Origin of the sequence: Dactylosporangium fulvum (assembly GCF_025137375.1) — a bacterium.
Taxonomy (GTDB): Bacteria; Actinomycetota; Actinomycetes; order Mycobacteriales; family Micromonosporaceae; genus Dactylosporangium; species Dactylosporangium fulvum.
The window spans coordinates 10,284,320-10,310,613 of sequence record NZ_CP073720.1 but is presented as its reverse complement, the minus strand read 5'-3'; the positions used below and the strand labels follow the sequence as shown (position 1 = coordinate 10,310,613).

The following is a 26,294-nucleotide window of genomic DNA, read 5'->3' as shown; positions in this document are numbered from 1 at the left end:
TGGGCCTTGCGGTCCTGACGGGACTTGAACCCGCGACCTCCGCCTTGACAGGGCGGCGAGCACTCCAACTGCTCCACAGGACCTGGTTTCGGGAAAAACCCGGTCGTGCCCCCAACGGGATTCGAACCCGTGCTACCGCCTTGAAAGGGCGGCGTCCTGGGCCGCTAGACGATGAGGGCGGCCCCGCAATCATCGCATACTTTGCGACTTGTGCGGTGTTGCTCCCATCCGGCCCCGCCGGAGGCTTTCAGAGCATACGTGACCCCGTCCCCCAACACCAAATGCGTATCCGGTCGTGGCGCGGCGCGGGGAAATGCCAGCTCAGACGGGCATCGCCACCAGCGTGAACTTGCCCTTCAGCTCGGGCAGCAGGGTCTTGTAGGCCGCCATCGTCGCCGTCCGGTCGCCGCCGGCGTCGTGTGACAGGACGATCGAACCCGGCCGAGTGTTGTTCCTCACGGTGGAGACGATGTGCTCCGTCATCCTCGCGCCCGACCACTTCTTCACGTTCCAGTCCCACGGGTCGACCGTCCAGCCCAGCGATGCCATACCGAGCTCCTCGGCGACCTGCACGGCGGCCGGTGTGAAGTTGCCGCCCGGGTGGCGGAAGTATTTGATCGGCGCGTTCGGCACGGCCTTGTGGATCTCGTCGTTGGTGCGCTGCAGGTCGGCCCGGATCGTGTCCGCCGACTTCTTGCCCAGGCCGGTGTCGTGCTTCCACGTGTGGTTGCACAGCGTGTGGCCGTCCTTGACGATCTCCTGGACGTACTGCGGGTACGCCTGAACCTCGACCCCGACCAGGCAGAACGTCGCCTTGATGCCGTGCTGGCGCAGCATGGCGAGCAGCTTCGGGGTCTCCGGGCCTGGGCCGTCGTCGAACGTCAGCGCGACGGCGGCGGTGCCGGTGGTCCGCAGGATGCCGTCGGACGGTGGGGCGGAGGCCGGCGCGGAGGCCGACGCCGAGGTGGACGGCGACGCCGAGGCGGACGCGGAGGCCGACGCCGAGGTCGACGGTGCCGGCTTGGCCGCGGCCGCCTGCGAGGCCGTGGTGTTACCGACCTGCCGCGTGACCGGGTCGCCGCCGCCCTGGCCGGTTGAGCCGTATCCGGAGCCGGCCTCGTGCCACGACGCCTGCGATGGGCTGGTGCCGCACCCGGCGAGAGCCAGCACGGCAGCGCTGATCAGCGCTCCCAGGACGAGACGGGGACGAGGCATGGTGGGCTCCGAGGGGGGTCGGTGTCTTCGCAGTGGTGGCGCGGAGACGGTAAACACGGCGGGTGGCGCGACGACGGAAAGCAATAAAGCCACACGCTAGTGAGTTCGGAGCGACAACTACCTCCGGCGTTCAGCCCATGGCACGAACCCGGGAGTACCTCTACAAGGGACTTTTACGCAGCTGCCTAGGTCGATGCTGAGGTGAGAATCACCAAAGCCTCTGTCAAGGTGCCCGGACGTAGGACACCTTCCGGCAGTGTGGCCTCATCCCAGCCGGGGCCGGCCGCAGCCAGTACGACCGGACGCCCACGCTCGGCGAGAACGCCTTCCAGCTGGGCGGGGTTCGCGGTCGAGGCGAGGTGGGACCACACCAGCACGGCGGCCGGGCCGGTGCGACGTATCGCCGCGGTCAATGCCGCCGGGGGCACTCTGGCGCCGAGGGTCCGCGCCGGTACACCTTCGGCGGCAAGCGCGGCGGCCAGCGCCTCGATCGGCAGGCTGTGCTGCTCCTCGTCGGCGCAGGCGAGCAGGATGTCGACCGGAACGCCGGCGTCGGGGCGCGGCACGGCGCCGAAGACCGCGGAGATGCAGCCCGACACCAGGTGCTCGACCTCCACGAGGGCGCCGGTCGCCTCGTGCCGGTCGCCGATCGCGACCAGCACGGGGCGCAGCACGCTGTCCCACGCGGCCGCGACGCCGAGGTCCTGTACGGCTCGGAAGACCCGCTGCCGCACCGTGGGTGCGTCGAGGCGCAGCGCGGCGCGCGTGAGGCCACGGACGGCGGAGCCGGTGTCCGGAATGTCGGACACGGACGTGCCCGGGAACAGCGGCAGCCGGCTGGCCCAGCGCGCCGCCTCGTTGGGCGCGACGCCCTCGAAGATCAGCCGCTGCATCACTTCGAGCCGCTCGATGTCCTGCTCGGTGTAACGGCGATGGTGGCCTGGCTCATGGAGCGAGGGCCCCATACCGTACCGCTGGTGCCACGTCCGCAGCGTAGTGACGGCGACCCCGAGGCGCCGGGCCACCGCCCCGGCGGAATACGCGGCAGCAGGGCTCATCGACCGGACGACCGCCAGGCGTCGACGACCCCGGCGAGCCACGGCGCGTAAAGCTCCGGGGACCGCGCCAGCGCGACGGTCAGCTCGTCGGGCGCGACCCACTCGACCGCCGCCACCTCGGCGGGGTCGACCGCGGACGGCTCTCCCGAGAACGCGCCGACGAGCACGTGGTCGTACTCGAACTCGACGCGGCCGGAGTCGGGGTCGCCGGCCTGGTAGACAAAAACACCCACCTCGGTCAACGGCACGGCCGTCACGCCGAGCTCCTCGACCAGCCGGCGCCCGGCAGCCTCGGTGACGGCCTCGCCGGGCGTGGGGTGGCCGCAGCAGGTGTTGGCCCACCGCAGCGCGAAGCGGGTCTTCACCGCGGCGCGCTGTTGCAGCAGGAGCCGGCCGTCGGGGGAGATGAGCAGCACCGAGAAGGCGCGGTGCAGCCGTCCCGGCGCGCGGTGGGCCTCGTCGACGGTTGTTTCGCCGATCGGGCTGCCGTCGGTGCCGACAAGTTCGACCAGGTGGTGCTCTCGAGTGTTCACGACGCTCCCGTAATGCGCTGTGCGGCGAGGCGGCCGGAGATGATGACCATTGGCACGCCGACCCCGGGCTGGGTGCCCGATCCGACAAAAACCACGTTGGACAGTGTGGGGTGGAGGTTGCCTGGCCGGAAAGGCCCGGTCTGCCGCAGCGTGTGCGCCGCGGCGAACGGGGTGCCGGCCGCCATGCCCTGGTCTGCCCAGTCGGCAGGGGTGACGAACCTGGAGACCTCGATCCCGTCGCCGAATCCCACGTAGCCGCGCTGCTCGAGCGTCTCGATCAGTTCGCTGCGGTAGGTGCCGGCGAGCGACCCGCGCCAGTCCAGCATGGGCGCGGTCAGGTTCGGGGTCGGCGCGAGGACGTAGTAGGTCTGGCGGCCGGCGGGGGCCAGCGTGGGATCGGTGCGGGTCGGGTTGGTCACCAGCAGCGAGGGGTCGCTCATCAGCCGGCCCTGGTCGATCACCTCGTCGAACGTCTCGCGCCACGTCCGCCCGAAGTGGATGTTGTGGTGGGCGATCGCACCGTACGACTGGCGGGAACCCACGTGCAGCACGACGCAGGACGGCGAGTAGCGCAGCCTGCCGAGCAGTGGATTGCGCCAGCGCGGGCCCGCGGGCAGCAGATCGCGGTAGGCCACCGGCAGGTCCGGGTTCAGCACGACGGCGTCGGCGGGGAAGCGGCGGCCGTCGGTGGTGACGACGCCGGTCGCGCGGCCGTTGGCGGTCTCGACGCGATCGACCGCCGTCCCGTAGAGGATCGAGACGCCGTGCTTGACGCCGACGTCGGCCAGCGCCCGGGACACGGCGTGGATGCCGCCGCGCGGGAAGTGGACCCCGGCGACGGAGTCGAGGTAGGCGATCACCGCATAGAGGGCCAGTGCCTGGTGCGGCGCCACGCCCGCATACATCGCCTGGAAGGAGAAGATCCGGCGGGTGCGCGGATCTTTGAGAAACGAGTCCACCTTGGACTGCAGCCGGCCGAAGCCGCCCTGCCGGATCAGCCGCCACAGGTTGGCGGTCACCAGGTCGCGCGGCCGGTCGAGGTTGCGGTCGATGAAGTCTCTGCGCTCCAGCGCCCACAGATTGCGCGCATAGTCGACGAACCGCAGGTAACCGTCGGCCTCCCGGGACCCGCAGACCCGTGCGACCTCGCCGGCCATGCGGGCGGTGTCGGCGATGACGTCGAGCGTCGAGCCGTCGGGGAAATGTGCCCGGTAGGCCGGGTCGAGCCGGGTCAGTGAGAGCCACGACGAGAGGTCCTCGCCGACGGTGCCGAGCAGGTCCTCGAGCAGCGACGGCATGGTCAGCACCGTCGGCCCGGTGTCGAACTCGTATCCGTCGACGGCGAGCCGACCGGCCCGGCCGCCCGGGTGGTCCTCACGCTCGAGGACGGTGACCTCACGCCCGGCGGCGGCCAGCCGGATGGCGGTCGCCAGGCCGCCCAGCCCGGCGCCGACCACGACGACACGATCCGTCGGCCCTTGAACGGTTCGCATCTCGGCCCCCTGGGAGTTTCGCCTGGCTCAGACCCAGAGCGTAGCGTAGGCTCGGACTTGCGTCGATTCCTGCGTCGATTCGGTGAGCACCTATCCTGGAGGCCAAATGGACCCAGCGCCCTTGGCCGCCGCCTATGGGCGGTGCAAAGCGCTGCACCGCCAGCATGGCCGCACCTACTATCTCGCCACCAAGCTCCTGCCCGGGTGGAAGCGTCGGCATGTCCACGCGTTGTACGGATTCACCCGCTATGCGGATGAGATCGTGGACCGCACCGAGGCGCTCAGCCCGCACCAGCGCGCGGCCGAGCTCGCCGACTGGTCCGCGGCGTTCGTCGCCGGGCTGCGCGGCCGACCGACCGACGACCCGCTGCTGCCCGCGGTGCTGCACACCATCCAGGTCTTCGACATCGACCTGGAGGACTTCCGCAAGTTCCTCGACAGCATGGCGATGGACCTGACGGTCACCGAATACGCCACGTATGACGACCTCCTGGAATACATGGAGGGCTCCGCCGCGGTCATCGGCACGATGATGCTGCCGATCCTCGAGTCGCACGACCGGGCCGCCGCCCGCGAGCCGGCCCGCCAGCTGGGGCTCGCGTTCCAGCTCACCAACTTCATCCGTGACGTCGCCGAGGACTTCGAGCGCGGCCGGGTCTACCTGCCGCGGGAAGACCTCGACCGGTTCGGGGTCACCCACGAGGACCTGCGGCGGGCGGTCGCCTCGCGGACCGCCTCGGACAAGCTCAAGGCTCTGGTCCGGCACGAGCTGGCACGCGCCCGGCGGCACTACGCGGCGGCCGCGCCCGGCATCCCGATGCTGGCGCCCACGTCGCAGTCCTGCATGCGGGCCGCCTTCCGGCTCTACAGCGGCATCCTGGACGAGGTCGAGGCGGCCGACTGCGACGTGTTCGCCCGCCGGGCCACGGTGTCCCGGCTGCGCCGCCTCACCGTCGCGCTCTCCTGCGTGCTGACCCGCCCGGGCGCCCCGGTCCCGGCACCGCTCGAGGTGGACGTGCCGCAGCAGCGCGAGGCGGCCCCGTTCCCCGACCTGCGGGAGAGCGGGCTTCCCGCATGAAGGTCGCCGTGGTCCTGTTCACCCGTGACCTGCGGGTGCACGACAACCCGGCGCTGTCGGCCGCATCCCGGGCCGCCGAGCACGTCGTGCCGCTGTTCGTGCACGACCCGGCGCTGCCCGCGGGGCGCAACCGCCGCTGGTTCCTCGACGAGTCCCTCACCGACCTGAAGGAGTCGCTGCGCCGGCTGGGCGCCGACCTCGTCGAGCTGCGCGGCGACCCGGTTCACGAGGCCGTCCGGGTCGCGAAGGCGGTCGGCGCCGAGGGGTTGGGTCTCGCGCGGGACGTCAGCGGCTTCGCCCGCGACCGGGAGCGCCGGCTGGAGCAGGCGTGCGCGGACGAGCGGATCGCCCTGAAGACGTTCCCCGGCGTCACGGTCGTGCCGCCCGACGCGGTCCGCCCGGGCGGCGGTGATCACTACAAGGTCTTCACGCCGTACTGGCGCGCATGGCAGGGCCAGAAGCCGCGCGACGTCGAAGGCGCGCCACGCCGGCTCCGGCTGCCCGAGAAGCTGCCGAAGTCGTGGTTCCAGGACCGGAAGGCGCACCCGGACGCGGCGGGCGGCGAGACGGCCGCGCGCAAGCGGCTCACCGACTGGTTGCCTCACCTCGAGGTGTATGACCAGTTCCACGACGATCTGGCCGCCGACCGCACCTCGCGGCTCAGCCCGTATCTGCACTTCGGCTGTCTCTCACCGCGTGAGCTGGCGGCCCGCGCCGAGGGGAGAGCCGGCGCCGAGCCGTTCATCCGGCAGCTGTGCTGGCGCGACTTCTACCACCAGGTGCTGCTCGCCTTCCCGGGGCTGCGCCGGGAGAAGTACCGGGCGGGCGCCGAGGACTCCTGGCGTGACGAGGCCGACGCGTTCCAGGCGTGGCAGGAGGGGCACACCGGCATCCCGATCGTCGACGCCGGCATGCGGCAGCTGCGGTCCGAGGGCTGGATGCACAACCGCGCCCGCCTGATCACGGCGTCGTATCTCACCAAGCACCTCGACGCCGACTGGCGCCTCGGCGGCGACCACTTCTTCGACCTGCTGCTCGACGGCGACGTCGCCAACAACTACGGCAACTGGCAGTGGGTGGCGGGCACCGGCAACGACACCAGGCCGTATCGTCGCTTCAACCCCGTCCGCCAGGCCGAGCGGTTCGACCCGCGGGGCGACTACGTCCGCCGGTATGTGCCGGAACTCGCCGATCTCGAGGGCGGCGCAGTCCACGCGCCGTGGAAACTCCCCGAGGCGCGCCGCAAGCAGCTGCGGTATCCGGCGCCGCTGGCCATGCCCTGAGCCGGCCGCTCAGCCGGTCGTCAACGCCACCCGGAACGCCGTGGTGAGCGCCTCGTCCAGGTTGTCCAGCAGGTCCTGCGGGTCTTCGTAGACGGCCGCCGCGCCGTGGTCGAGCAGTTCCGCGATCGAGACGCCGCCGGTCGTGAGGCCGATGCAGGGGATGGAGAGCGCCCCGGCCGCCTTGACGTCCCAGATCGAGTCGCCGACGAAGACGACCTCTTCCGCCGACAGGCCGGACCGGCGCAGCGCCACCTCGACGATGTCCGGCGCCGGCTTGCTCTCCGAGGCGTCGTCGGCACTGGTGACGGTGCTGATCACCGAGTCGGCGTCGAGGCAGCGCAGCAGCGCCTCCAGCTCGGGCCTCGACGCCGACGTGGCGAGCACGTTGCGCAGGCCCCGGGCGGCGCAGGTGTACAGCAGCGCGCGGGCGCCGGCCAGCGGGCGCAACGCGGTCCAGTGCACGGCGTAGAGGCTGCTGTGGGCGGCCCGCAGGGCGTCGTCCTCTGCGGTGTCGTGGTCCGGGCCGAGCAGGTGGTCGAGGATCTTGTCCGAGCCCATGCCGATCGCCCGATGGATCCGTGCGGTCTCCACGTCGTGCCCGAACTGGCGGAATGCGTGCCACCAGGCAACCGCGTGGAGGTAGACGCTGTCGACGAGGGTTCCGTCGACATCAAACAGCACACCGGTCACGGGTTTCGTCATGTACCGGGTGATACCCACCCGAGAAGGGGTATCACTGACCTCATGAGCGAGCCAGAGCTTCGTGTGGCCGACCCTTTCCCGGGCTTCGACGCCGATGACCTCGGCGACTTCGCGGTGGAGCACCGCAGCATGACCCTCGCGGAACAGCTCGACGGCGGCCCCGAGCACGCCCGCGAGCCGGAGAGCCCGCGGGGTCTGGCCGGCATGGACGACTGACCTTCATGCGCCTCGATTAACTTTTGCGCGCTTCGGGCAACTCCCAAGTACCAACCTCGGGGAGGAGGCCTGATGGGTGCTGTTCGCGACGCGGTCGGGGACGTGGTGCGGTTCGTGCCGTCGTTCCTGCTGTTCGTCGTCATTCTGCTGATCGGCTGGTTCCTGGCGGTGCTCGTGCGCACCGCGGTCCACAAGCTGCTGGCCCGTGTCGGGTTCGACAGGCTGGTGGAGCGCGGCGGTATCGGCCGGGCGCTCGCCCGGAGCCGGTTCGACGCGAGCGATCTGCTCGCCAAGCTCGTGTACTACGCGATCCTGCTGTTCACGCTGCAGATCGCGTTCGGCGTCTGGGGGCCCAACCCCGTCTCCGACCTGATCGAGAGCGTCGTGGCCTGGCTGCCGATGGCCGTCGTCGCGATCGTCATCATCGTGGTCGCCGCCGCCCTCGCCAACGGGGTGCGTGACCTGACGACCGGCGCGCTCGGCGGTTTGTCGTACGGGCGGCTGCTGGCCAACCTGGCGTACTGGTTCATTCTCGGCCTCGGTGTGATCGCCGCACTCAACCAGATCGGCATCGCCACCACGGTCACGACCCCGGTGCTGATCGCGGTGCTCGCGACGATCGCCGGAATCCTCATCGTCGGCGTCGGTGGTGGCCTCGTCCGCCCGATGCAGCAGCGCTGGGAGGGCTGGCTGGGCCGGATGGAGCAGGAGGCGCCGGCCGTGTCCGAGCGGGTCCGCGTAGCCGCGGAGGCACGCCGTGCGGAGGCCGCCGCCCGGAAGGCCGCCGAGGAGCAGGCCGCCCGGCGCGCGGCCGAGGAGGAGGCCCGCCGGGCCGCCGAGGAACAGGCCCGCAAGGCGGCGGCCGAGGCCGAGGCGCGACGGGTGGCAGAAGAGAGCGGACTGCAGATCATGCAGCCCACACCCGGCCCGATCCCGGGCATGGCCGACGCACCGACGGTGGTCGTGCCGACGGTACCGTCGCCGCCGCCGAAGCCCGGCGAGCAGATCCAGGTGCCCACCCAGCGCCCGTCCACCGGCACCACCGGCGACCCGGACGACAAGACGGTGGTCATCAACTCTCCGCCACCCAAGGACGAGCACTGATTGACGGTCACAAACGCCCCTGCGGTTCCCGCAGGGCGTTTTTTTGTGCGAACTCGGACGAGTTGGACATTGCAATCTGTTGATATCGCCAATAGTTGCCATGTCTACCCTCGTCATTCCCCTACATCCCGTTGATCGACTGTTTCCGCAGCGTGATGCCCCCTTTCCAGAGCGTCAGAAAGCTGGCATGTTGATGCCTTGTTCATGGGCGCATCGAGGGTTTGAGATACGTGCCCAATCAGCCCGTCCACGAGAGGGGGCAGGATGAGTCGACGGAGATGGGTGCGCGCCGTGGTGGCGTCCGCACTCGTTCCGCCACTACTCGTGATCGTCTCGGCGAGCCCGGGTCAGGCCGCGCCGGTTCCAGCCGGAAGCCTGTCCTTGGTGCAGAGCCTGAAAGCGGCCAAACAGACGTCGGCGGCCAAATCGCCGACGAGCCGTATGGCCAAGACCGACCCTTCCCTGCTGAATCGCACCGACACCACCCGGGTGCCGATTGCGGTGAAGCTGGACTACGACTCGACCGCCACCTATTCCGGCGGCGTTGCCGGATACGAGGCGACCAGCCCATCCGTCACCGGAAAGCCGCTTTCCGGAAGTGAAGCGGAGAAGCGCTACGAAAACCGGATCGCCGGTATCGAGGACAAGTTCCTCGCGGACCTGAAGAAGCAGGTCCCGGACGCCAAGGTCGGCCAGCGGCTGCGGACGGTCTACGGCGGCATCGCGATGTCGGTGCCGGCCAACAAGATCGGCGCGATCCTGACCATCGACCACGTCGTGGCGGTCCAGGCGGACGTGGCACGCGCACCGCAGACCGACTCCAGCACCGCCTTCATCGGCGCCGACCAGGTCTACCCCCAGCTCGGCGGCAAGCCGAACGCCGGCAAGGGCGTGATCTTCGGCAGCCTCGACAGCGGTGTCTGGCCGGAGCACCCGTCGTTCGCCGACAACGGCAACCTCGGCGCACCACCCGCCAAGGCCGACGGCACCCCGCGTGCCTGCGACTTCGGCGACAACCCGCTGACCCCGGCAGCCGACCCGTTCGCCTGCAACCACAAGCTCATCGGTGGTAAGGGCTTCCTCGACACCTACAACACGCTGCAGCCGATGGAGAAGTACGGGTACACCGCTCGTGACTCCGACGGCCACGGCACTCACACCGCGTCGACCGCGGCCGGCAACGCGGTCCCCTCGGCGAAGGTCTTCGGCATCGAGCGCGGCCCGATCAACGGCGTCGCGCCCGGCGCGTGGGTCTCGGTCTACAAGGTCTGTGGCGCCACCGGCTGCTACAGCACCGACTCGGCCGCCGCGGTCGCCCAGGCGGTCAAGGACGGCGTCAACGTCATCAACTTCTCGATCTCGGGTGGCTCGAGCCCGTACACCGACATCGTGGAGCTCGCGTTCTTCGACGCCTACAAGGCCGGCGTCTTCATCGCCGCCTCGGCCGGCAACAGCGGCCCCGGTGCCGCCACGACCGACCACCTGTCGGCGTGGGTCACCACCGTCGCGGCGTCGACCCAGAAGCGCGCGTTCCAGTCGACCCTGACCGTCGCCTCCAGCGACGGCAGCCAGGCGACCTACAAGGGTGTCTCGATCACCCCCGGCATCAGCAGCCCGCTCCCGGTCGTCCTGGCCTCGGCGGCGCCCTACAACAACCCGACCTGTGAAGCTCCGGCCCCGGCCGGCCTCTTCACCGGCAAGATCGTGGCCTGCCAGCGCAGCCCCGGCCGGGTCCTCAAGGGCTTCAACGTCAAGCAGGGCGGCGCGGCCGGCATGATCCTGTACAACGCCACCCAGGCTGACGCGCTGAGCGACAACCACTGGCTGCCGACGGTGCACCTCGCCGACGGCGCGGCGTTTCTGGCCTACCTCGCGGCGCACCCCGGCGGCACCGCGAAGTTCACCCAGGGTGAGAGGGTCCAGACCTCCGGCGACGTGATGGCGAGCTTCTCGTCGCGCGGCCCCGGCGGCAACTTCATCAAGCCCGACATCTCCGCACCGGGCGCGCAGATCCTGGCCGGCAACACGCCGACCCCGGACGACCCGAGCCTCGGCCCGGCCGGCGAGTACTTCCAGGCCATCGCCGGCACGTCGATGTCCTCGCCGCACATCGCGGGCTCCGCGCTGCTGCAGAAGGCGCTGCACCCGGACTTCACCCCGGGGCAGATCAAGTCGGCGCTGATGACGACGGCGACCACCAAGGTGCTCAAGGAAGACGGGGTCACCCCCGCCGACCCGTTCGACCTCGGTGCCGGCCGTGTCCAGGTCAACGTGGCCGCCAACCCCGGCCTCACGTTCGACGAGACGGCGGACCGGCTGTTCGCGCTGGGCAACGACCCGGTCAACGCGGTGCAGATCAACCTGCCGTCGGTGAACGCCCCGGTCATGCCGGGCAAGCTCACCGCGGTGCGGACGGCGAAGAACGTCACCAACAAGACGCTCACCTACCGTGTCGAGACGACGTCGCCGGCCGACGCGTCCATCACGGTGTCGCCGTCGGTCTTCTCCGTCGCGCCGGGCAGGACGCAGCAGATCAACATCACCATCAAGTCCGGCGCGGCCGAGGGCCAGTACTTCGGTGAGGTCCGGCTCAAGCCGGTGACCAGCGGCGTTCCGGCGCTGCACCTGCCGGTGGCCTTCGTGCCCAAGCAGGGCGACATCAAGGTGACCCAGTCCTGCGCGCCGTCTGCGGTGAAGCTGCTGCAGACCAGCGTCTGCACGGTCACCGCGACCAACGAGACCTTCAACGACACCACCGCCGACTTCACCACGACGTCGACGCTCAACCTGCCGATCGTGGGCGCGAGCGGTGCCAAGGTGGTCAACCCGCTGAAGGCCGAGAAGAAGGGCGCGGCACTGGCCGGGGCGGTCCCGGGCACGCCGTCGCTGGAGCCGGGCACGATCGCCGGCTACCTCCCGCTCGACCTCTTCGGGATCACCCCGGTGTCGATCGGCGACGAGAACCTCACCACGTTCAACGTGCCGACCTTCAAGTACAACGGCATCGACTACAGCTCGCTGACGATCGACTCCAACGGGTACCTCTACCCGGGCAGTGATGCCAGCAACGAGAACAACAACTGCTGCAACATCACCCCGATCCCGGACCCGGCGAAGCCGAACAACGTCCTCGCGCCGTTCTGGACCGACCTCGACGGCACCGGCACAGCCGGCCTGTTCGTCGGCGTGCTGACCGACGGCGTGAGCGACTGGATCGTCGTCGAATGGCGGGTCCGCGACTTCGGCACGACCACCAACCGCGCGTTCCAGGTCTGGCTCGGTGCCAGCGGCGTGCAGGACATCGTGTTCGCTTACGACCTGGACACCGTCTCCACCCTGCCCAACGGGCAGGACCTGGTGGTCGGGGCCGAGAACCTCAACGGCACCGGCGGCGCGGGTCTGCCGCTGAACACGCTGCCCACCGAGGACCTTCGTGTCGTCAGCACCGACCCGGTGCCCGGCGCGTCGACCTCGTACACGGTGACGGTCAGAGGCCTGCTGCCCGGCACCGGCACGATGACGACGTCGGTCGTCAGCCCGGCGGTCCCGGGCACGACGATCGTCAAGTCCGACGTGACGGTGGCCGGCTGGTTCAACCGCACCGGTACCTGATCACCGCAACACCTCCGGCGGCCGGTCCCGTGAACACCTCACGGGACCGGCCGCCGGTCGTTGACGAATCTTGCACATAATGTGCAGGATCGAGGTCATGCGGACGTTTGCGAAAGCCGGCGAGCTGCTGGCGGCGGTCGGGGAGCACCTGGGCTACAGCGAGTGGCAAGAGATCACGCAGGAGCGCGTCAACCTCTTCGCCGAGGCGACCGGCGACCACCAGTGGATCCACGTCGACCCCGAGCGGGCCGCGGCCGGACCGTTCGGCACCACGATCGCGCACGGCTTCCTGACGCTCTCGCTCGTGCCGAGCCTGGTTTCGCAGGTGTACCGCGTGGAAGGCGTCCGGATGGGCATCAACTACGGCCTGGACAAGGTCCGGTTCCCCGCCCCGCTGCCCACCGGCTCCCGGGTCCGGGGCGGCGTGGCGCTGCTCGTCGCCGACGACCTGGGCGAGGGCTGGATCCAGGTCAAGAACCGGGTCACGGTGGAGCGCGAGGGCGAGGCGAAGCCGGTCTGCGTGGCCGAGACGGTGACCCGCCTCCTCATCTGACCCCATCAGGCGGGCAGGTCGACCAACGCGGCGAGCAGGGCGCGGTGCCGGGTCGCCGAGCCGAAGGAGGCGGCGTTGGAGCGGGCGCGCTTGAGGTACAGGTGCGCGGGGTGCTCCCACGTGAAGCCGATCCCGCCGTGCAGCTGGACGCACTCCTCCGCCGCCTTCATCGCCACCGGCGAGCAGAACGCCTGCGCGAGCGAGGCGGCGACCGGGAGGTCCGGGTCGTCGGTCGCGAGGCAGTCCGCCGCGTAGCGGGCGACCGCCCGGGCCTGGGTCACCGACACCCACAGGTCGGCGAGCCGGTGCTTGATCGCCTGGTACGAGCCGACCTGCCGGGCGAACTGCCGCCGCGTCTTCACGTACTCCACCGTCGTCGTCAGGCACCACTCGGCGATGCCCAGCTGCTCCGACGCGAGCAGTGCGGCGCCGGCCGTGAGTGCCCTGGCGACCAGCGGACCCGCGTCGCCGACCAGCCGGCCGGGTGCCGAGCCGAGCGTCACGTCGGTGAGCGGGCGGCTCAGGTCGAACGACACGACCGGGGTGCGCACCGTGTCCGCCGCCTCGACCGCGAACAGGCCGGCGGCGGTCGGCACCAGCAGTACGTCCGCGGTCCCCGCGTCCACGACACTCGTGATCGTGCCGTCGAGCACGCCGTCCGCCGCGGTGACCGTCCACCGCGGGTCCGTCGCCGACAGCGGCACCGCGAGAGTCGCCGTCCGTCTGCCGGCCGCCAGCGCGTCGAGCAGCGGATCCTCCGTGCCCAACAGCGCGGCCGTGGCAAGGACCGAGGTGCCGAGGAACGGTACCGGCGCGAGCGAGCGGCCCAGCTCCTCCATCACCACGGCCGTCTCCCGCCACGACGCGCCGGCGCCGCCCGCCGACTCGGGCACCGGTAGCCCGGCGAAGCCCAGGTCGGCCGCCAGGGTCCGCCAGAGCTTCAGGTCGACCGGCTCCGGCCCCTCGAGGCGGCTCAGGTCGACCCGGTCGTCGAGGAGCGACCGGACCGAGGCGCGCAGTTCCTCCTCCACCTCGCTGTACAGCAAATCCGTCATGCCGGCTCCACTTCGGTTCGGCAGCATGCCTTGATGCTGCGTTCCGGACCGCTCACTTCGGCAGGTCCTTCCACGCGACGTCCTTGTCGGCCCGCTGCTCCTGCGGCAGGCCGAGCACCCGCTCGGCGACGATGTTGCGCAGGATCTCGGAGGTGCCGCCCTCGATCGAGTTTCCCTTGGCCCGCAGATAGCGATATCCGGCGGTACGGCCGGCGAAGTCGACGACGGTCGGCCGGCGCATCGTCCATTCGTCGTGGCGCAACCCCTCCTCGTCCAGCAGTTCCAGCTCCAGCGCCGAGATCTCCTGGTTGAGCCGCGCGAACAGCAGCTTCGCCGCCGACCCCTCCGGCCCCGGCTGGCCGGCCGCCAGCTGCTGGCGCAGCCGCACGCCGGTGAGCCGGGCCGCCTCGGCGTCGACCCACAGCCGCATCAGCGCGTCGTGCAGGCCGGGCGAGCGCAGCTCCGGGTGCTTGCGCCACAGATCGGCGACGACGCCGATGACGCCGCCCTCCCGGGGCACGGCGGCGCCACCGATCGCGACCCGCTCGTTCATGAGCGTCGTCTGGGCGATCAGCCAGCCCTCGCCGACCTCGCCGAGCCGGTGCGCGTCCGGGATCCGCACGTCGGTCAGGAACACCTCGTTGAACTCGGCCTCGCCGGTGATCTGCCGCAGCGGCCGCACGTCCACGCCCGGCGCGGTCATGTCGAGGATGAAGTACGTGATGCCCTGATGCTTCGGTACCGAAGGATCCGTCCGCGCGACGAGGATCGCCCAGCGCGCCTCGTGCGCCATGGACGTCCACACCTTCTGCCCGCTGACCACCCAGTCGTCGCCGTCACGGACGGCACGCGTGGCCAGTCCCGCGAGGTCGGACCCGGCGCCGGGCTCGCTGAACAGCTGGCACCACACCTCCTCGCCCGTCCACAGCGGACGCAGCCAGCGTTTGCGCTGCTCGTCGGTGCCGTGCCGGAGGATCGTCGGCGCCGCCATGCCGAGCCCGATGCCGATGCGGCGGGGGTTGTTGTCGGGCGCGCCGGCGTCGGCGAAGACCTGGTCCACGGCGGGCTGCAGTGCGCGGGGCAGCCCGAGCCCGCCGAGGCCGGGTGGGAACTGGACCCAGGCCAGCCCCGCGTCGAAGCGCGCCCGCAGGAACTCGACGGGATCCGCCCCGGCCGGGTCGTGTGACCGCAGGAAGTCGCGGGCGAGTTCTGCTGGATTCACGCTGCCTCCTCTGCTGCCTGTGCTCAGGACAGTGGCCCGCCGGCCACGTAGACGACCTGGCCGGAGACGAACCCGGCGCCCTCGCTCACAAGGAAGGAGATGGTATGGGCGACGTCCTCCGGGCGCCCGATACGGCGCACCGGGACCTGCTCGGCGACGCCCTTCTGGAAGGTCTCGAAGTCGAGCTTCATGCGGGCCGCGGTCGCGGCGGTCATGTCGGTGACGATGAAGCCGGGCGCGACGGCGTTGACGGTGACGCCGAACGGGCCGAGCTCGATGGCCAGGGTCTTTGTGAAGCCCTGGAGGCCGGCCTTGGCGGCGGAGTAGTTGGCCTGGCCGCGGTTGCCGAGGGCGGACGACGACGAGAGGTTGACGATCCGGCCGTACCGCGCCTCGGTCATGTGGACCTGTGCCGCCCGGCTCATGAGGAACGCACCGCGCAGGTGCACGCCCATGACCGTGTCCCAGTCGTCCTCGGTCATCTTGAACAGCAGGTTGTCCCGGATGACCCCGGCGTTGTTGACCAGCAGCACGGGCGGTCCGAGCTCCGCCGCGACGCGGTCGACGGCTGCGGTGACCTGCGCGCTGTCGGAGACGTCCGCGCCGACGGCGATCGCGCGGCCCCCCGCGCCGGTGATCTGCTCGACCGTGTCCTTGCACGCGTTCTCGTCGAGGTCCAGTACGGCCACCGCGTGGCCGTCGGCGGCAAGGCGGATGGCGGTCGCGGCGCCGATGCCGCGGGCCGCGCCGGTCACGATCGCGACCCGGCTGTTGCTCGTGTTCGTCATGGTTCGATCCTCACCCGTCAGGTACGGTCCTGAAAAGGCACTCTGAGTGCAAATTCTTTTGCGTGACCGTACGGTCAGGCGTTTTGTCCGGTTGGCGGAAATTCCAAGGTTCCTCTTCGGGAACCGTTCAGGTGCGACAAGGTTGCGCCGATGGTCTCGGCGTCACACGGACGCGACGGCATCACGGGGGGCACGGATGAAGGGCACGACGATCACCAGGACGCTGACGCTCGCTGGTCTCACCACGCTGGCGGGGCTCGGCGGCATGATCGGCGCGACCGCCGCCTCGGCCTCGAACGCGGCCGCCACCGAGGGCCGGTCGATCGTGTACGTCCGTGGCGGGGTCATCTACCGCAGCGCCGGCGCCGCCGAGGTCCGCCTCACCGAGGACGAGGTCAACGCCCGCCCGCGGTTCTCGCCCGACGGCACCCGCCTCGCGTACCTGCACAACGGCACCGTCTGGGTCATGAACGCCGACGGCTCCGGCAAGCGCCAGGTCAGCGACCGGGCCGCCGGTGGCCCGTCCTGGTCTCCCGACGGCAAGTGGATCGCCTACTCGGCCCTGTCCTGCACCGGCGGCCCCGGCGTCTTCCGGGTGCCGGCCACGGGCGGCACCGCCTCGGAGCCGCTGTTCCCCGCGTCCTGCCGGGACCAGGCGGTGCCCGAGGTCGGTTACGCGACGGGCGCGCCGACCGACGGCTCGGCCGTCGTGGGCCCGTCGCTCGTCGACCGCCTGCGCAGCGACGACGCCGTCGCCTGGTCGCCCGACGGCACCAGGATCGCCTTCCGGGGCGGTGAGTGCGAGAGCATCGCGGACAACTGCCTGAGCGTCGGCAACGTCACCACCGGCGGCGAGCGGGCGATCGACGTCTACGGCGGCGGCGGCAACGGCACCAGCGGCTTCGGGGTCGTCCCGGCCTGGCGCGCCGACGGCCGGAAGGTCACCTGGACCACGTATACCGCCGACGGCACCGCGGTCGCCGTCATCGAAGCCGACGCCGACGGTGGCAACCGTCACCTCATCGGCAAGCCCGACGATCGCGAGATGGTCTACGCCGGCACCCGCACCGGCGTGCTCACCGCCGCCAACCAGGGCCGCTCCTGGGTCACCGCGGTCGACCTGAGCACCGGCAAGCGCACCCCGCTGCACCGCGGCTCGCAGCCGACCGTCCAGCCCTGACCCGCGGCGCACCGGCCCCGGTTCCCTCGGAACCGGGGCCGTTTTGCGCGAAGAGCGTGCATGATGCCGGTATGAGCCATAGGTTGCTGCCCGCCGTGCTCGGGTGCGCGCTGGTCCTCACCGGCGGCTGTTCCGGCGACCGGCGGGCGGCCACCCCGGAGGCGACGCGGGCGGGCACGGCCCTGCTCGAGGTGGCGGACCTCCCCGACGGATACACGGTCAGCCCGCCACAGGCCATGCCCGAGATGAGCGCCCAGAACACGGTCAGCGTCGAGGGTTGCGGCCCGCTGCTCGACCGGTTCCGCGCCGGCGGTGGCGACGGGGCGGCGACCGTGTGGTTCGAGGGCGGCAGCACCGGGCCGTTCCTCGCCGAGGAGCTCTCCGCCGACGATGTCGAGCTGGCGCGGCAGCGCGACCTCGCGCGGCAGTGCGCCACCTTCACCGAGACCGGCGCCGACGGTGACACGACCACCGTCACCGTCTCGGCCGTCGCCGACTTCCCGGGGCTCGGCGACGAGACGGCGGCGTTCCGGATGGCGGCGAGCGGGGGTGCCGACGACGCGGCCTACACGTTCAGCGGCTACCTGGTGCTCGTCCGGCTCGGCGCGACCACCTGCACCCTGGTCCACTTCGGCCAGCCGGCGGTCGACCGGTCGGAGACCGAGGCCATCGCCGCGGCGGCGGTCCGCAAGGTGCGGCAACGACAATGAAGTATGCGGCTGGGCACGTTCAACCTCATGCACGGGCGGTCACTCGACGACGGGCTCGTCGATGCCGGCCGGGTGCGCGCGGCGATCGAGGGGCTCGGCGCCGACGTCCTCGGCCTGCAGGAGGTCGACCGGGGCCAGCAGCGCAGCGGTCACGCCGACCTCGCCCGGATCGCGGCCGAGGCGATGGGCGCCGCGGACATGCTGTTCGTGCCGGCGGTCGTCGGCACGCCGGGCGCGGGATTCCGGGTGGCGACCGACGACGACCTGCACGGCGCCGACCCGCACTACGGCATCGCGCTCGTCAGCCGCTTCCCGGTGTCGGACTGGCGGATCACGCGCCTGCCCCCGGCGCCTTTGCGCGCGCCGATCCTCATTCCCGGGCCGAAGGCGCGCATGATGCTCGTCGACGACGAGCCGCGGGTGCTGATCGCCGCGGTGGTCGAGACCCCGGTCGGGCGCGTGACCATCGCCACCACGCACCTGTCGTTCGTGCCCGGATGGAACGTGCGGCAGCTCCGCCTGGTGGTCCGCGCGCTGCGGAGGATGCCGGCCCCGCGACTGCTGCTCGCCGACCTGAACCTTCCGGGCGGTCTTCCACGGCTCCTCTCCGGCTGGTACCGCCTGGCCGGCCGTCCGACCTATCCCTCACCTGCGCCTCGAGTCCAGTTCGACCACGTGCTCGCCGATCGGCGCGGCTTCGAGCGCTTGCCCCGGGTCGTCGACGTCGCTAGCCCGAACGTGCCCGTGTCCGATCATCGGCCACTGTTGGTGACGTTCCGTGAACGGCCGGGCACGCTTTAGATCGATTAGGGCAGATTTAAGTCCGAGTGGAATGCCTGCTTGCGGCGGTATGTCCGGCGACGATTGCGAGACGTGTTCGCTCAACTACGGTTCTTCAGTGCCTTGTAGATTGGGCGTTCGTTTGTTGGGATGCGTACCGTCAGTGATTTTCAACCGAAGGTACAAGGCCGCGAAGGCCGCCGGTCCGGAGGATATGAGCCGTGAAAGGTCGCCACCGCTCAGCGGGGTCGTCAGGCGGAGCGCTCAAGATCGGCGCCGCCTCCGTCGCCGTGCTCATCGTCCTCGCCGGCAGCTGGTACGCGTTCGACAAGTTCTCCGAGCCCTCGTGCGGCGGCGCCGCGAAACTCAGCATCGGCGCACCCGCGGACATCGCCCCTGCCCTCAAGGCCCAGGCCGGTGAGTGGGCGGAGCAGGCGAAGGCCAACGACAACTGCGTCGAGATCGACGTGTTTGAGGCCGACCCCGCGGACATCGCCGCCGCCGTCGCCGCCAAGTCGGAGAAGACACTGACCGGCGTAGGGCAGGCCAACGGCAAGACCCGCATCCCGGACATCTGGGTGCCGGACTCGTCGCTGTGGCTGCAGCGGCTGAAGGTCGCCAACCCGCAGAGCGTGCCGGCCGACACCAAGTCCATCGCCCACAGCCCGGTGGTGCTCGCCATGCCCGAGCCGATCGCCACCACCTTCGGCTGGCCACAGGCGAAGGTCGGCTACGTCGACCTGATCAAGAAGGTCTCGACCGACCAGAAGGTCAAGGTCGGCATCGTCGACCCGAGCCGCGACTCGACCGGCCTCGGCGGCCTGCTGACCCTCGCCGCCGCCGCGCAGGAGGCCGGTGGTGGCAACGCCACACAGGCCACCCAGACCGCGACCGCAGCCCTGCGCGCGCTGGCCGCCGGGCGCTCCTCGCTCAAGGCCGACCTGCTGCAGAAGTTCCCGCGCGGCAGCGACGCCACGGCGCTCAGTAGCGGGCTGACCGTCGCGCCGCTGTCGGAGCAGACGATCATTCAGTACAACGCCCAACAGCCGCCGGTCCGTCTCGCCGCGATCTACGCCGATCCGGCCCCGCCCGGCCTCGACTATCCGTTCGTGGTGCTCAACGCCGACCGGGCCACACTCGCCAACGAGCTGCTCAAGACCTTCGAGACCCAGTCGTTCCGCGACAAGCTCGGCGCGATCGGCCTACGCGGCGCCGACGGCGCACCCGGCAAGGGCTTCCAGACCCCGGCCAACGCACCCGGCACAATCGCCGCGAGCCAGCTGCCCGACGCCGCGACCGTCGAGGGTCTGCTGCAGAAGTGGCAGGCGATCACGCTGCCGGCGCGCATGCTGGCGGTCATCGACGTGTCCGGCTCGATGCTGGAGAAGGTGCCGACCGCCGGCAACGCCACCCGCATGCAGGTGACACTCGAGGCGGCGCGCAAGGGCATGAGCCTCTTCGACGACTCCTGGGCCCTGGGCGTGTGGACGTTCTCCACGCAGCTCGACGGCGCCAAGGACTACCGGCAGCTGGTGCCGATCGGCCCGCTGGTCAGCCAGCGCGCCCAGTGCCTCCAGGCGCTGCAGTCGATCCAGCCGAAGCCGAACGGCGACACGGCGCTCTACGACACCATCCTGGCCGGATACAAGGCCGTCCAGTCCGATTGGGACAGCGGCCGGATCAACTCGCTGATCGTCATGACCGACGGCGAGAACGACGACCCCGCCGGCGGTCTGTCGCTGGAGCAGCTGATCGCCGAGCTGAAGAAGACGGCCGACCCGGCGAAGCCGGTCCAGGTCATTCTCATCGGCATCGGCAACAAGGTCGGCGAGGCCCAGATGCGCCAGATTACCGACGCGATCGGCGGCGGCACGTTCGTGGCCCCGGACCCGGCGAAGATCGGCGACATCTTCCTGCAGGCGATCTCCCTGCGCAGCCAGGTCACCCAGCCGAAGTAGACGACCGGCCACAGTCGGCCTCGGAGCCCGCCGTCGAGGTGGCTCCAAGGCCACTGTCGTCTCCAACCGGGTCGACGAAGCGGGTCGGTGCGAGCGCTGCCAGGGCTACCAGCGGGACTTCCGCGCCCTGGCCTCGTAGAGCAGGATCGACGCGGACACCGAGACGTTCAAGGAGTCGCCCGAGCCCAGCATGGGGACGGCGACACGCTCGTGGCCATATTTGTACCAGTCCCTGGCGATACCGTAGCGCTCGCTGCCGACCACCAGCGCCGTCCGCCCCGAGTAGTCTGCCTGCCGATAGTTCATCGCCTCGTCGGTGTCCGCGAGATACGTCGTGAAGCGCTGCGACGACAGCCACTCGGCGGCCTCGGCCACCTCCTCGAACTCCAGCGTCGGCACCGACAGGATGGTCCCCTGGCTGGCTCGGATGACCTTCGGATGGGTCAGCCGCGTCTTGCGGTTCGTCAGCACCAGGGCGTCGGCGCCGCAGGCGTCCAGCGTGCGGATCAGCGTGCCCAGGTTGCCGGGGATCTCCAGGCCGTCGGCGACCAGCACCAGCGCCGAGCGGCCGAAGCGCAGGTCCCGTGGTGTCCAGCGCGGTAGGGCGGCCAGGGACAGCAGGCCGTCGGGCTTGTCGCGCTCGGAGATCTTCTCCAGCGTGCGCAGCGAGATCCGGAACGCGCGCTCGGCCCGCGCCGCGATCTCCTCCGCCCGCCGGTGCGCCTCGTCAGCGTAGATCGCCTCCGGACACCAGAAGAACGTGTCGATCGGCGCGTTGTGCGACAGCAGCATGTTGTGCGCCCACAGACCCTCGGCGACGAAGAGCTTGTACCGATTGGGCGCCGTGTTGTTCTGGATGTGCTGTACCTGTCGCACGGCGGGATGCTGGACCCCGATGGCCTGCAGTTCCATCACAACGTGACGGTAACTGACAGCGAAGGCGCCTCCGAGACGGACCAGTCGCGCACGTTGCCGGCCGCCGTCAGATCGGCACGTAGCTGCGACAGCGCGTCGACCGGACCGGCCACCGTCAGCAGAGCCACCTCGGCCCGCATCGACTGCTGGGACGAGGACTTCGCCTTACGGATGGCGCCCAGGACCGAGGTGGCCAGGGTCAAGGGCGTGGCGTCGGCGGACAGCAGCGGCGTCGGCCACGCCGCACGGTGCACCGAACCCTGTTGCCACCAGGACCACACCTCTTCGGTGACATACGGCAGGAACGGCGCGAACAGGCGCAGCAGCGTCGACAGGGCGACAGCGAGCGCGGCCCGTGCGGACTCCACTGCGGACGAGCCGGCCTCGCCGTAGGCGCGGGCCTTGACCAGCTCCAGGTAGTCGTCGCAGAACGACCAGAAGAACTGCTCGGTGCGCTCGAGCGCCCGCGCGTAGTCGAAGGCCTCGAACGCGGCAGTCGCCTCCTCGACCACTGTGGACAGCGCGCCGAGCAGGGCGCGGTCGACCGGCTCGGTCACCAGGGCCGGGTCGGGCGAGCCGCCGAAGCCGAGCACGAACCGGCTGGCGTTGAGCAGCTTCACCGCGAGGCGGCGGCCGACCTTCATCTGGTTGGTGTCGAACGCGGTGTCGACGCCGGGCCGGGCGCTCGCCGCCCAGTACCGCACCGCGTCGGCGCCGAACTGGGTCAGGATGTGCTCCGGCGAGTCCTGGGCGTTGCCCTTCGACTTGGCGAGCTTCTTGCGGTCCGGGTCGAGGATCCAGCCGGCGATCGTCGCGCGCTGCCACGGCAGCACGCCGTGCTCGGTGTGCGCGCGCAGCACGGTGGCGAACAGCCAGGTGCGGATGATCTCGTGCGACTGCGGCCGCAGATCCATCGGGAACACCCGGTCGAACAGGTCCGGATCGTCGAGCCAGCCGCCCACGATCTGCGGGCTCAGCGACGACGTCGCCCAGGTGTCCATCACGTCCGGGTCGCCGACGAAGCCGCCCGGCTGCCCGCGGTCGACCTCCTCGAACCCCGGTGGCGTGTCACTGCTCGGGTCCATCGGCAACGCCTCGGGCACGATCGGCTCGTCGTACACCGGCCGGGCGTCGGCGTCCAAGCGGTACCACAGCGGAATCGGCACGCCGAAGAACCGCTGGCGGCTGATCACCCAGTCGCCGGTCAGGCCCTCGACCCAGTGCTCGTAGCGGGCGCGCATGAACGGGGGCGTCCACTCCAGCTCACGCCCGCGCGCCACCAGCGCCGCACGCAGCTGCGGCGACCGTCCGCCGTTGCGGATGTACCACTGGCGGGTGCCCACGATCTCGAGAGGCTTGTCACCCTTCTCGTAGAACTTCACCGCGTGCTTGACCGGGCGCGGTTCCCCGTCGAGCTCGCCGGACGCCCGCAACAGTGTGACGATCTTCTCCCGCGCCTGGTGCACGGTCAGCCCGGCGATCGGCGCGTAGTCGTCGTCCTCGACACCCGGCGGCGGCTGCAGGGCGAGCCGCCCGTTGCGCTGGATCACCGTGCGGGTCGGCAGGTCCAGCTCACGCCACCAGGTCACGTCGTTGAGGTCGCCGAAGGTGCACACCATGACCAGGCCGGTGCCCTTCTCCGGGTCGGCCAGGGGGTGTGCGAGCAGCGGGACGTCCACATTGAACAGCGGGGTGCGGACCGTCGTGCCGAAGTGCGGCCGGAACCGCTCGTCGTCGGGGTGCGCGACCAGCGCCACGCAGGCCGACAGCAGCTCGGGCCGCGTGGTCTCGACGAAGAACTCGCCGAACTTCAGGCGGTGGAAGGCGCCGGGCCGCTCGCGGTCCTCCAGCTCGGCCTGCGCCACCGCGGTGCCGAACGTGACGTCCCACAGCGTCGGCCCGTCGAGCGGATAGGCGTCGCCGCGGGCCAGGGCGTTGAGGAACCCGCGCTGGGCGGCGGCCCGCGCGCGGTCGCCGATCGTGGTGTAGAGGTGCGACCAGTCGACGGACAGGCCGACGCGCCGCCACAGTGCCTCGTAGGCCTGCTCATCGACTGCGGTCTGCCGATGGCACAGCTCCACGAAGTTGCGCCGGCTGATCTTCACCGGGGTCTTCCCGGGGCGGTCCGGCGGGGTGAAGTCCGGGTCGTACGGCAGGGTCGGGTCGCACTGCACGCCATACGTGACCTGGACCCGCCGCTCGGTCGGCAGCCCGTTGTCGTCCCAGCCGATCGGGTAGAACACCGTCTTGCCGCGCATGCGCTGGTAGCGCGCGATGAGATCAGTCTGCGTGTACGAGAAAACGTGACCCATGTGGAGCGCGCCGCTCACCGTCGGTGGCGGCGTGTCGATCGAGAACACGTCGGCGCGCTCTGCGGTGCGGTCGAAGCGGTACGTGCCCTCCGCGTCCCATACCTTCGCCCACCGCTCCTCGAGGCCGTCGAGGGTCGGTCGGTCCGGGATGCGTGCGGAATCGGGCATGTGCCCCATGCTAGAGCGGTGACGACTGCCACACCGCTCAATAACCGGGTCGCGGCCGGTCTCGTCTTCCTCAGCAGCGGTGCTGTCCTGGTGCTGGAGGTCGCCGGATTGCGCCTGATCGGACCGTACGTCGGGGTGACGCTCGAGACGAGCAGCGCCGTCATCGGGGTGGCCCTCGGTGCCATCGCCTACGGCACGTGGACCGGCGGCTGGCTCGCCGACCGCCGCCTGGACCCGGCGAAACTGCTGTCCCCGCTGCTGCTGCTCGGCGCGCTCGCGACCGCCGCCACCCTGCCGATCGTGCGCATCGCCGGGGAGTGGCTGCGCGGCACCGATCCCACCAGCGTGCTGCTCCTGGCGATGCTGACGCTCTTTCTGCCGGCGGCGCTGCTGTCGGCCGTCACCCCGCTGGTCGTCAAGCTTCAGCTCGGCGACCTCGCCCACACCGGCCGGGTCGTCGGCCGACTGTCGAGCGTGGGGACGCTCGGCGCGATCACCGCCACGCTCGGCACGGGGTTTGTGCTGGTCGCCACGGCACCGACGAGTGGCATCCTCTTCGGACTGGCGGGGGTCCTGGCCCTTGCCGGGTTCGGGCTGCTGGGGTACTGGCGGAAGCGCGCACCGGCGGTCACCGCCCTCGCCGTGATCACCGCCGGCGTGCCCGTCGCCGTCTTCGCGCCGGACCCGTGTGACGTCGAGACGGCGTACCACTGCGCGAGCGTCGCCGTCGACCACAACCGCCCGTCGGGGCGCACGCTGCTGCTCAACGGCGCCCAGCACTCCTATGTGGACCTCGACGACCCGACCCACCTCGAATACGCGTACACCCGCTGGATTGCGTCCTATGTGGACGAACTGCCGGCCGGCCGGCTCGACGCGCTGCACCTCGGCGGCGGTGGCTTCACCCTGCCCCGGTACCTCGCGGCGACCCGCCCCGGCACCGACAGCGTGGTGCTCGAGCTCGACGCCGCGCTGGTGACGCTGGACCGGCAGCGGCTCGGCCTGGTCACCGGCCCGCAACTGAGGGCCGTCACCGGCGACGCCCGCGCCAACCTGCACCGCGAGCCGTCCGCGTCGCGTGACCTGGTGATCGGCGACGCCTTCGGTCACCTGGTGGTCCCCTGGCACCTGGCCACCCGCGAGCTGACCGAGGACGTCCGGCGGGTGCTGCGGCCGGGTGGTGTCTACGCGCTGAACGTCATCGACGGCAAGGCCCGCCGGTTCGTCCGCGCCGAGGTGGCGACCGTCGCGTCGGTGTTCGCGCACGTGGCGCTGATCGCACCGCCGGCGGCCCTGCGCGGCGAGACGGGGAGCAACTTCGTGGTGCTCGGCTCGACGGAACCGCTGCGGCCCTTCGAGGCGCCGGTCGACGCGCAGGTGCTGACGGGCGACGGCCTGCGCGACTTCATCGGTGACGCCGCGGTGCTCACCGACGACTACGCGCCCGTCGACCAACTGCTCACGTATTCGCCGTAGAACCAGTCGGGTTGACGCCGCCAGCGTTTGAACTCCACCGATTGGGTACAACACACTGTTGACCAGTGAGAGTGAACGTGAGCAGGGAAAGGGAACGTCTGAAGGTGGTTGACGACGAGACGGTCTGGGAGCTGTCCGTGCACCGGCAGGACGGCCGTGCCCAACTCATGGCGGTGGGTGAGCTCGACCTCGACTCCGCGCCGAAACTGCTGGCAGAGGTGGTTCAGCAGCTGGAGGCCGGTGCGACAGCGGTCATCATCGATCTGACCGGCCTGTCTTTCATCGACTCGAGCGGCCTCGGCACGCTGGTCGGCTGCTGGCGCCGGGCGCAGAATGCCGGCGCGACCCTGGTCGTGGCGAACCCGAACGAGGACGTCGCCATGACCCTGGAGATCACCGGCCTGGACCAGATCCTGCCGATCATGCGGGATGGTGCAAACGCCTGACGGCGGGCTGAACCAGGGCGATCTCGGCCCAGACGGTCTTGCCGCCGGGATGCGGGCGGACCCCCCAGGCCCGCGCGAGTTTGCTCACTATCTGCAGGCCACGCCCTGACATGCTCGTGCTGTTGTCGATCTCCTGGATGCGGGGGACCTGCTCGCTGCCGTCGCCGACCTCGATGATCAGGACGTCATCGCGCCGGAGCAGGCGCAAGATGGCTGGCGGCATGCCGTGGCGCAGCGCGTTGGCGACGAGCTCGTGTCCGACCATGACCGCGCCGCGGCTGAGGTGGGCCAGCCCCCATGAGTCGAGCGCCTGTGAGATGACCCGCCGGGCCTGACGGGCGTGCCCTTGCGGGACGTCCACCTCGACCTGATCCGCATCCATGTCATTCATGGTGCCCCGCCGCTGCCGGAAAGAACAGCCTGCCCGTCGAAGGCGG

22 protein-coding genes, 2 tRNA genes and 1 pseudogene are annotated in these 26,294 nt (G+C 70.7%); 12 read left to right on the top strand and 13 right to left on the bottom strand.

The features are described 5' to 3' along the window. Window positions 1-9 precede the first annotated feature (9 nt). The 6 genes from Dfulv_RS47525 to crtI all read right to left on the bottom strand — a co-directional run bounded on the left by Dfulv_RS47525 (window position 10) and on the right by crtI (window position 4,299). Window positions 10-83 (bottom strand) — tRNA-Asp (locus Dfulv_RS47525). Between the two features lie 23 nt (window positions 84-106). Next, window positions 107-179, bottom strand: a tRNA-Glu gene (locus Dfulv_RS47520). 142 nt (window positions 180-321) lie between these two features. After that, complete coding sequence (locus Dfulv_RS47515) at window positions 322-1,215, bottom strand: polysaccharide deacetylase family protein (RefSeq protein WP_259860374.1); 894 nt, start codon at window positions 1,213-1,215, stop codon at window positions 322-324. Between the two features lie 185 nt (window positions 1,216-1,400). Further along, entirely contained in the window at window positions 1,401-2,273 is an 873-nt protein-coding gene (locus tag Dfulv_RS47510) for a MerR family transcriptional regulator (protein WP_259860373.1), read from the bottom strand. Beyond that, entirely contained in the window at window positions 2,270-2,806 is a 537-nt protein-coding gene (gene idi / locus Dfulv_RS47505) for an isopentenyl-diphosphate Delta-isomerase (protein WP_259860372.1), read from the bottom strand. The genes Dfulv_RS47510 and idi overlap by 4 nt, the downstream gene beginning before the upstream one ends. Next, complete coding sequence (gene crtI, locus Dfulv_RS47500; protein WP_259860371.1) at window positions 2,803-4,299, bottom strand: phytoene desaturase family protein; 1,497 nt, start codon at window positions 4,297-4,299, stop codon at window positions 2,803-2,805. Before crtI ends, idi begins: the two co-directional genes overlap by 4 nt. 106 nt (window positions 4,300-4,405) lie before the next feature. On the opposite strand from crtI, the gene Dfulv_RS47495 reads away from it, so the two are divergent. Together Dfulv_RS47495 and Dfulv_RS47490 are read left to right on the top strand one after the other, a co-directional pair. Next, the gene (locus Dfulv_RS47495; RefSeq protein ID WP_259860370.1) at window positions 4,406-5,377 is read left to right on the top strand and encodes a phytoene/squalene synthase family protein; all 972 of its coding nucleotides are present in this window, start codon (window positions 4,406-4,408) and stop codon (window positions 5,375-5,377) included. Further along, window positions 5,374-6,660: a cryptochrome/photolyase family protein gene (locus tag Dfulv_RS47490; protein WP_259860369.1), complete on the top strand. Its 1,287-nt coding sequence runs from the start codon at window positions 5,374-5,376 to the stop codon at window positions 6,658-6,660. Before Dfulv_RS47495 ends, Dfulv_RS47490 begins: the two co-directional genes overlap by 4 nt. Window positions 6,661-6,669: 9 nt before the next feature. Here the strand turns inward: Dfulv_RS47490 and Dfulv_RS47485 are convergent, their stop codons facing one another. Beyond that, the gene (locus Dfulv_RS47485) at window positions 6,670-7,362 is read right to left on the bottom strand and encodes an HAD family hydrolase (RefSeq protein ID WP_259860368.1); all 693 of its coding nucleotides are present in this window, start codon (window positions 7,360-7,362) and stop codon (window positions 6,670-6,672) included. Window positions 7,363-7,404: 42 nt separating this feature from the next. Here Dfulv_RS47485 and Dfulv_RS47480 point away from each other — a divergent pair, with 42 nt between their 5' ends. The 4 genes and pseudogenes from Dfulv_RS47480 to Dfulv_RS47465 all read left to right on the top strand — a co-directional run bounded on the left by Dfulv_RS47480 (window position 7,405) and on the right by Dfulv_RS47465 (window position 12,847). Continuing rightward, entirely contained in the window at window positions 7,405-7,578 is a 174-nt protein-coding gene (locus Dfulv_RS47480) for a hypothetical protein (protein ID WP_259860367.1), read from the top strand. A gap of 72 nt (window positions 7,579-7,650) precedes the next feature. Then, window positions 7,651-8,460 (top strand): annotated as a pseudogene (locus Dfulv_RS47475) (membrane protein); the annotation flags it as partial. A 663-nt stretch (window positions 8,461-9,123) separates the two neighbouring features. Further along, window positions 9,124-12,294: a S8 family serine peptidase gene (locus Dfulv_RS47470; RefSeq protein ID WP_259860366.1), complete on the top strand. Its 3,171-nt coding sequence runs from the start codon at window positions 9,124-9,126 to the stop codon at window positions 12,292-12,294. Between the two features lie 97 nt (window positions 12,295-12,391). Then, complete coding sequence (locus Dfulv_RS47465) at window positions 12,392-12,847, top strand: MaoC family dehydratase (protein WP_259860365.1); 456 nt, start codon at window positions 12,392-12,394, stop codon at window positions 12,845-12,847. Window positions 12,848-12,852: 5 nt separating this feature from the next. On the opposite strand, the gene Dfulv_RS47460 is transcribed toward Dfulv_RS47465, so the two are convergent. From Dfulv_RS47460 to fabG, 3 genes are read right to left on the bottom strand one after another with little or no spacing between them, the layout of a single operon-like run. Then, the gene (locus Dfulv_RS47460) at window positions 12,853-13,902 is read right to left on the bottom strand and encodes an acyl-CoA dehydrogenase family protein (RefSeq protein ID WP_259860364.1); all 1,050 of its coding nucleotides are present in this window, start codon (window positions 13,900-13,902) and stop codon (window positions 12,853-12,855) included. A gap of 52 nt (window positions 13,903-13,954) precedes the next feature. After that, window positions 13,955-15,124, bottom strand: a complete 1,170-nt coding sequence (locus Dfulv_RS47455) for an acyl-CoA dehydrogenase family protein (RefSeq protein WP_259860363.1) — start codon at window positions 15,122-15,124, stop codon at window positions 13,955-13,957. A 23-nt stretch (window positions 15,125-15,147) separates the two neighbouring features. Continuing rightward, window positions 15,148-15,912, bottom strand: a complete 765-nt coding sequence (fabG, locus tag Dfulv_RS47450) for a 3-oxoacyl-ACP reductase FabG (protein ID WP_259860362.1) — start codon at window positions 15,910-15,912, stop codon at window positions 15,148-15,150. 196 nt (window positions 15,913-16,108) lie between these two features. Here fabG and Dfulv_RS47445 point away from each other — a divergent pair, with 196 nt between their 5' ends. The 4 genes from Dfulv_RS47445 (at window position 16,109) to Dfulv_RS47430 (ending at window position 20,540) form a co-directional block, all read left to right on the top strand. Next, complete coding sequence (locus tag Dfulv_RS47445; RefSeq protein ID WP_259860361.1) at window positions 16,109-17,092, top strand: TolB family protein; 984 nt, start codon at window positions 16,109-16,111, stop codon at window positions 17,090-17,092. Window positions 17,093-17,163: 71 nt separating this feature from the next. Beyond that, the gene (locus Dfulv_RS47440; protein ID WP_259860360.1) at window positions 17,164-17,802 is read left to right on the top strand and encodes a hypothetical protein; all 639 of its coding nucleotides are present in this window, start codon (window positions 17,164-17,166) and stop codon (window positions 17,800-17,802) included. A 3-nt stretch (window positions 17,803-17,805) separates the two neighbouring features. Beyond that, window positions 17,806-18,603, top strand: a complete 798-nt coding sequence (locus tag Dfulv_RS47435; RefSeq protein WP_259860359.1) for an endonuclease/exonuclease/phosphatase family protein — start codon at window positions 17,806-17,808, stop codon at window positions 18,601-18,603. Between the two features lie 200 nt (window positions 18,604-18,803). Further along, window positions 18,804-20,540, top strand: coding sequence for a substrate-binding and VWA domain-containing protein (locus tag Dfulv_RS47430; RefSeq protein WP_259860358.1), 1,737 nt, complete (start codon window positions 18,804-18,806; stop codon window positions 20,538-20,540). A gap of 105 nt (window positions 20,541-20,645) precedes the next feature. Here Dfulv_RS47430 and Dfulv_RS47425 read toward each other — a convergent pair whose 3' ends face one another. Both Dfulv_RS47425 and valS read right to left on the bottom strand, forming a co-directional pair. After that, entirely contained in the window at window positions 20,646-21,452 is an 807-nt protein-coding gene (locus tag Dfulv_RS47425) for a TrmH family RNA methyltransferase (RefSeq protein WP_259869645.1), read from the bottom strand. After that, complete coding sequence (gene valS, locus Dfulv_RS47420) at window positions 21,452-23,917, bottom strand: valine--tRNA ligase (RefSeq protein ID WP_259869642.1); 2,466 nt, start codon at window positions 23,915-23,917, stop codon at window positions 21,452-21,454. The genes Dfulv_RS47425 and valS overlap by 1 nt, the downstream gene beginning before the upstream one ends. A gap of 36 nt (window positions 23,918-23,953) precedes the next feature. Here valS and Dfulv_RS47415 point away from each other — a divergent pair, with 36 nt between their 5' ends. Together Dfulv_RS47415 and Dfulv_RS47410 are read left to right on the top strand one after the other, a co-directional pair. Next, on the top strand, window positions 23,954-25,411 hold the full coding sequence (locus tag Dfulv_RS47415) for a fused MFS/spermidine synthase (RefSeq protein ID WP_259860357.1): 1,458 nt from the start codon (window positions 23,954-23,956) through the stop codon (window positions 25,409-25,411). 104 nt (window positions 25,412-25,515) lie between these two features. Then, window positions 25,516-25,857 (top strand): STAS domain-containing protein, encoded by a 342-nt coding sequence (locus tag Dfulv_RS47410; protein ID WP_259860356.1) that lies wholly within the window; start codon window positions 25,516-25,518, stop codon window positions 25,855-25,857. Here Dfulv_RS47410 and Dfulv_RS47405 read toward each other — a convergent pair. Next, a complete protein-coding gene (locus tag Dfulv_RS47405; RefSeq protein WP_259860355.1) occupies window positions 25,832-26,239 on the bottom strand; it encodes an ATP-binding protein in 408 nt (135 codons plus the stop codon). The genes Dfulv_RS47410 and Dfulv_RS47405 overlap by 26 nt on opposite strands. Window positions 26,240-26,294 lie beyond the last annotated feature (55 nt).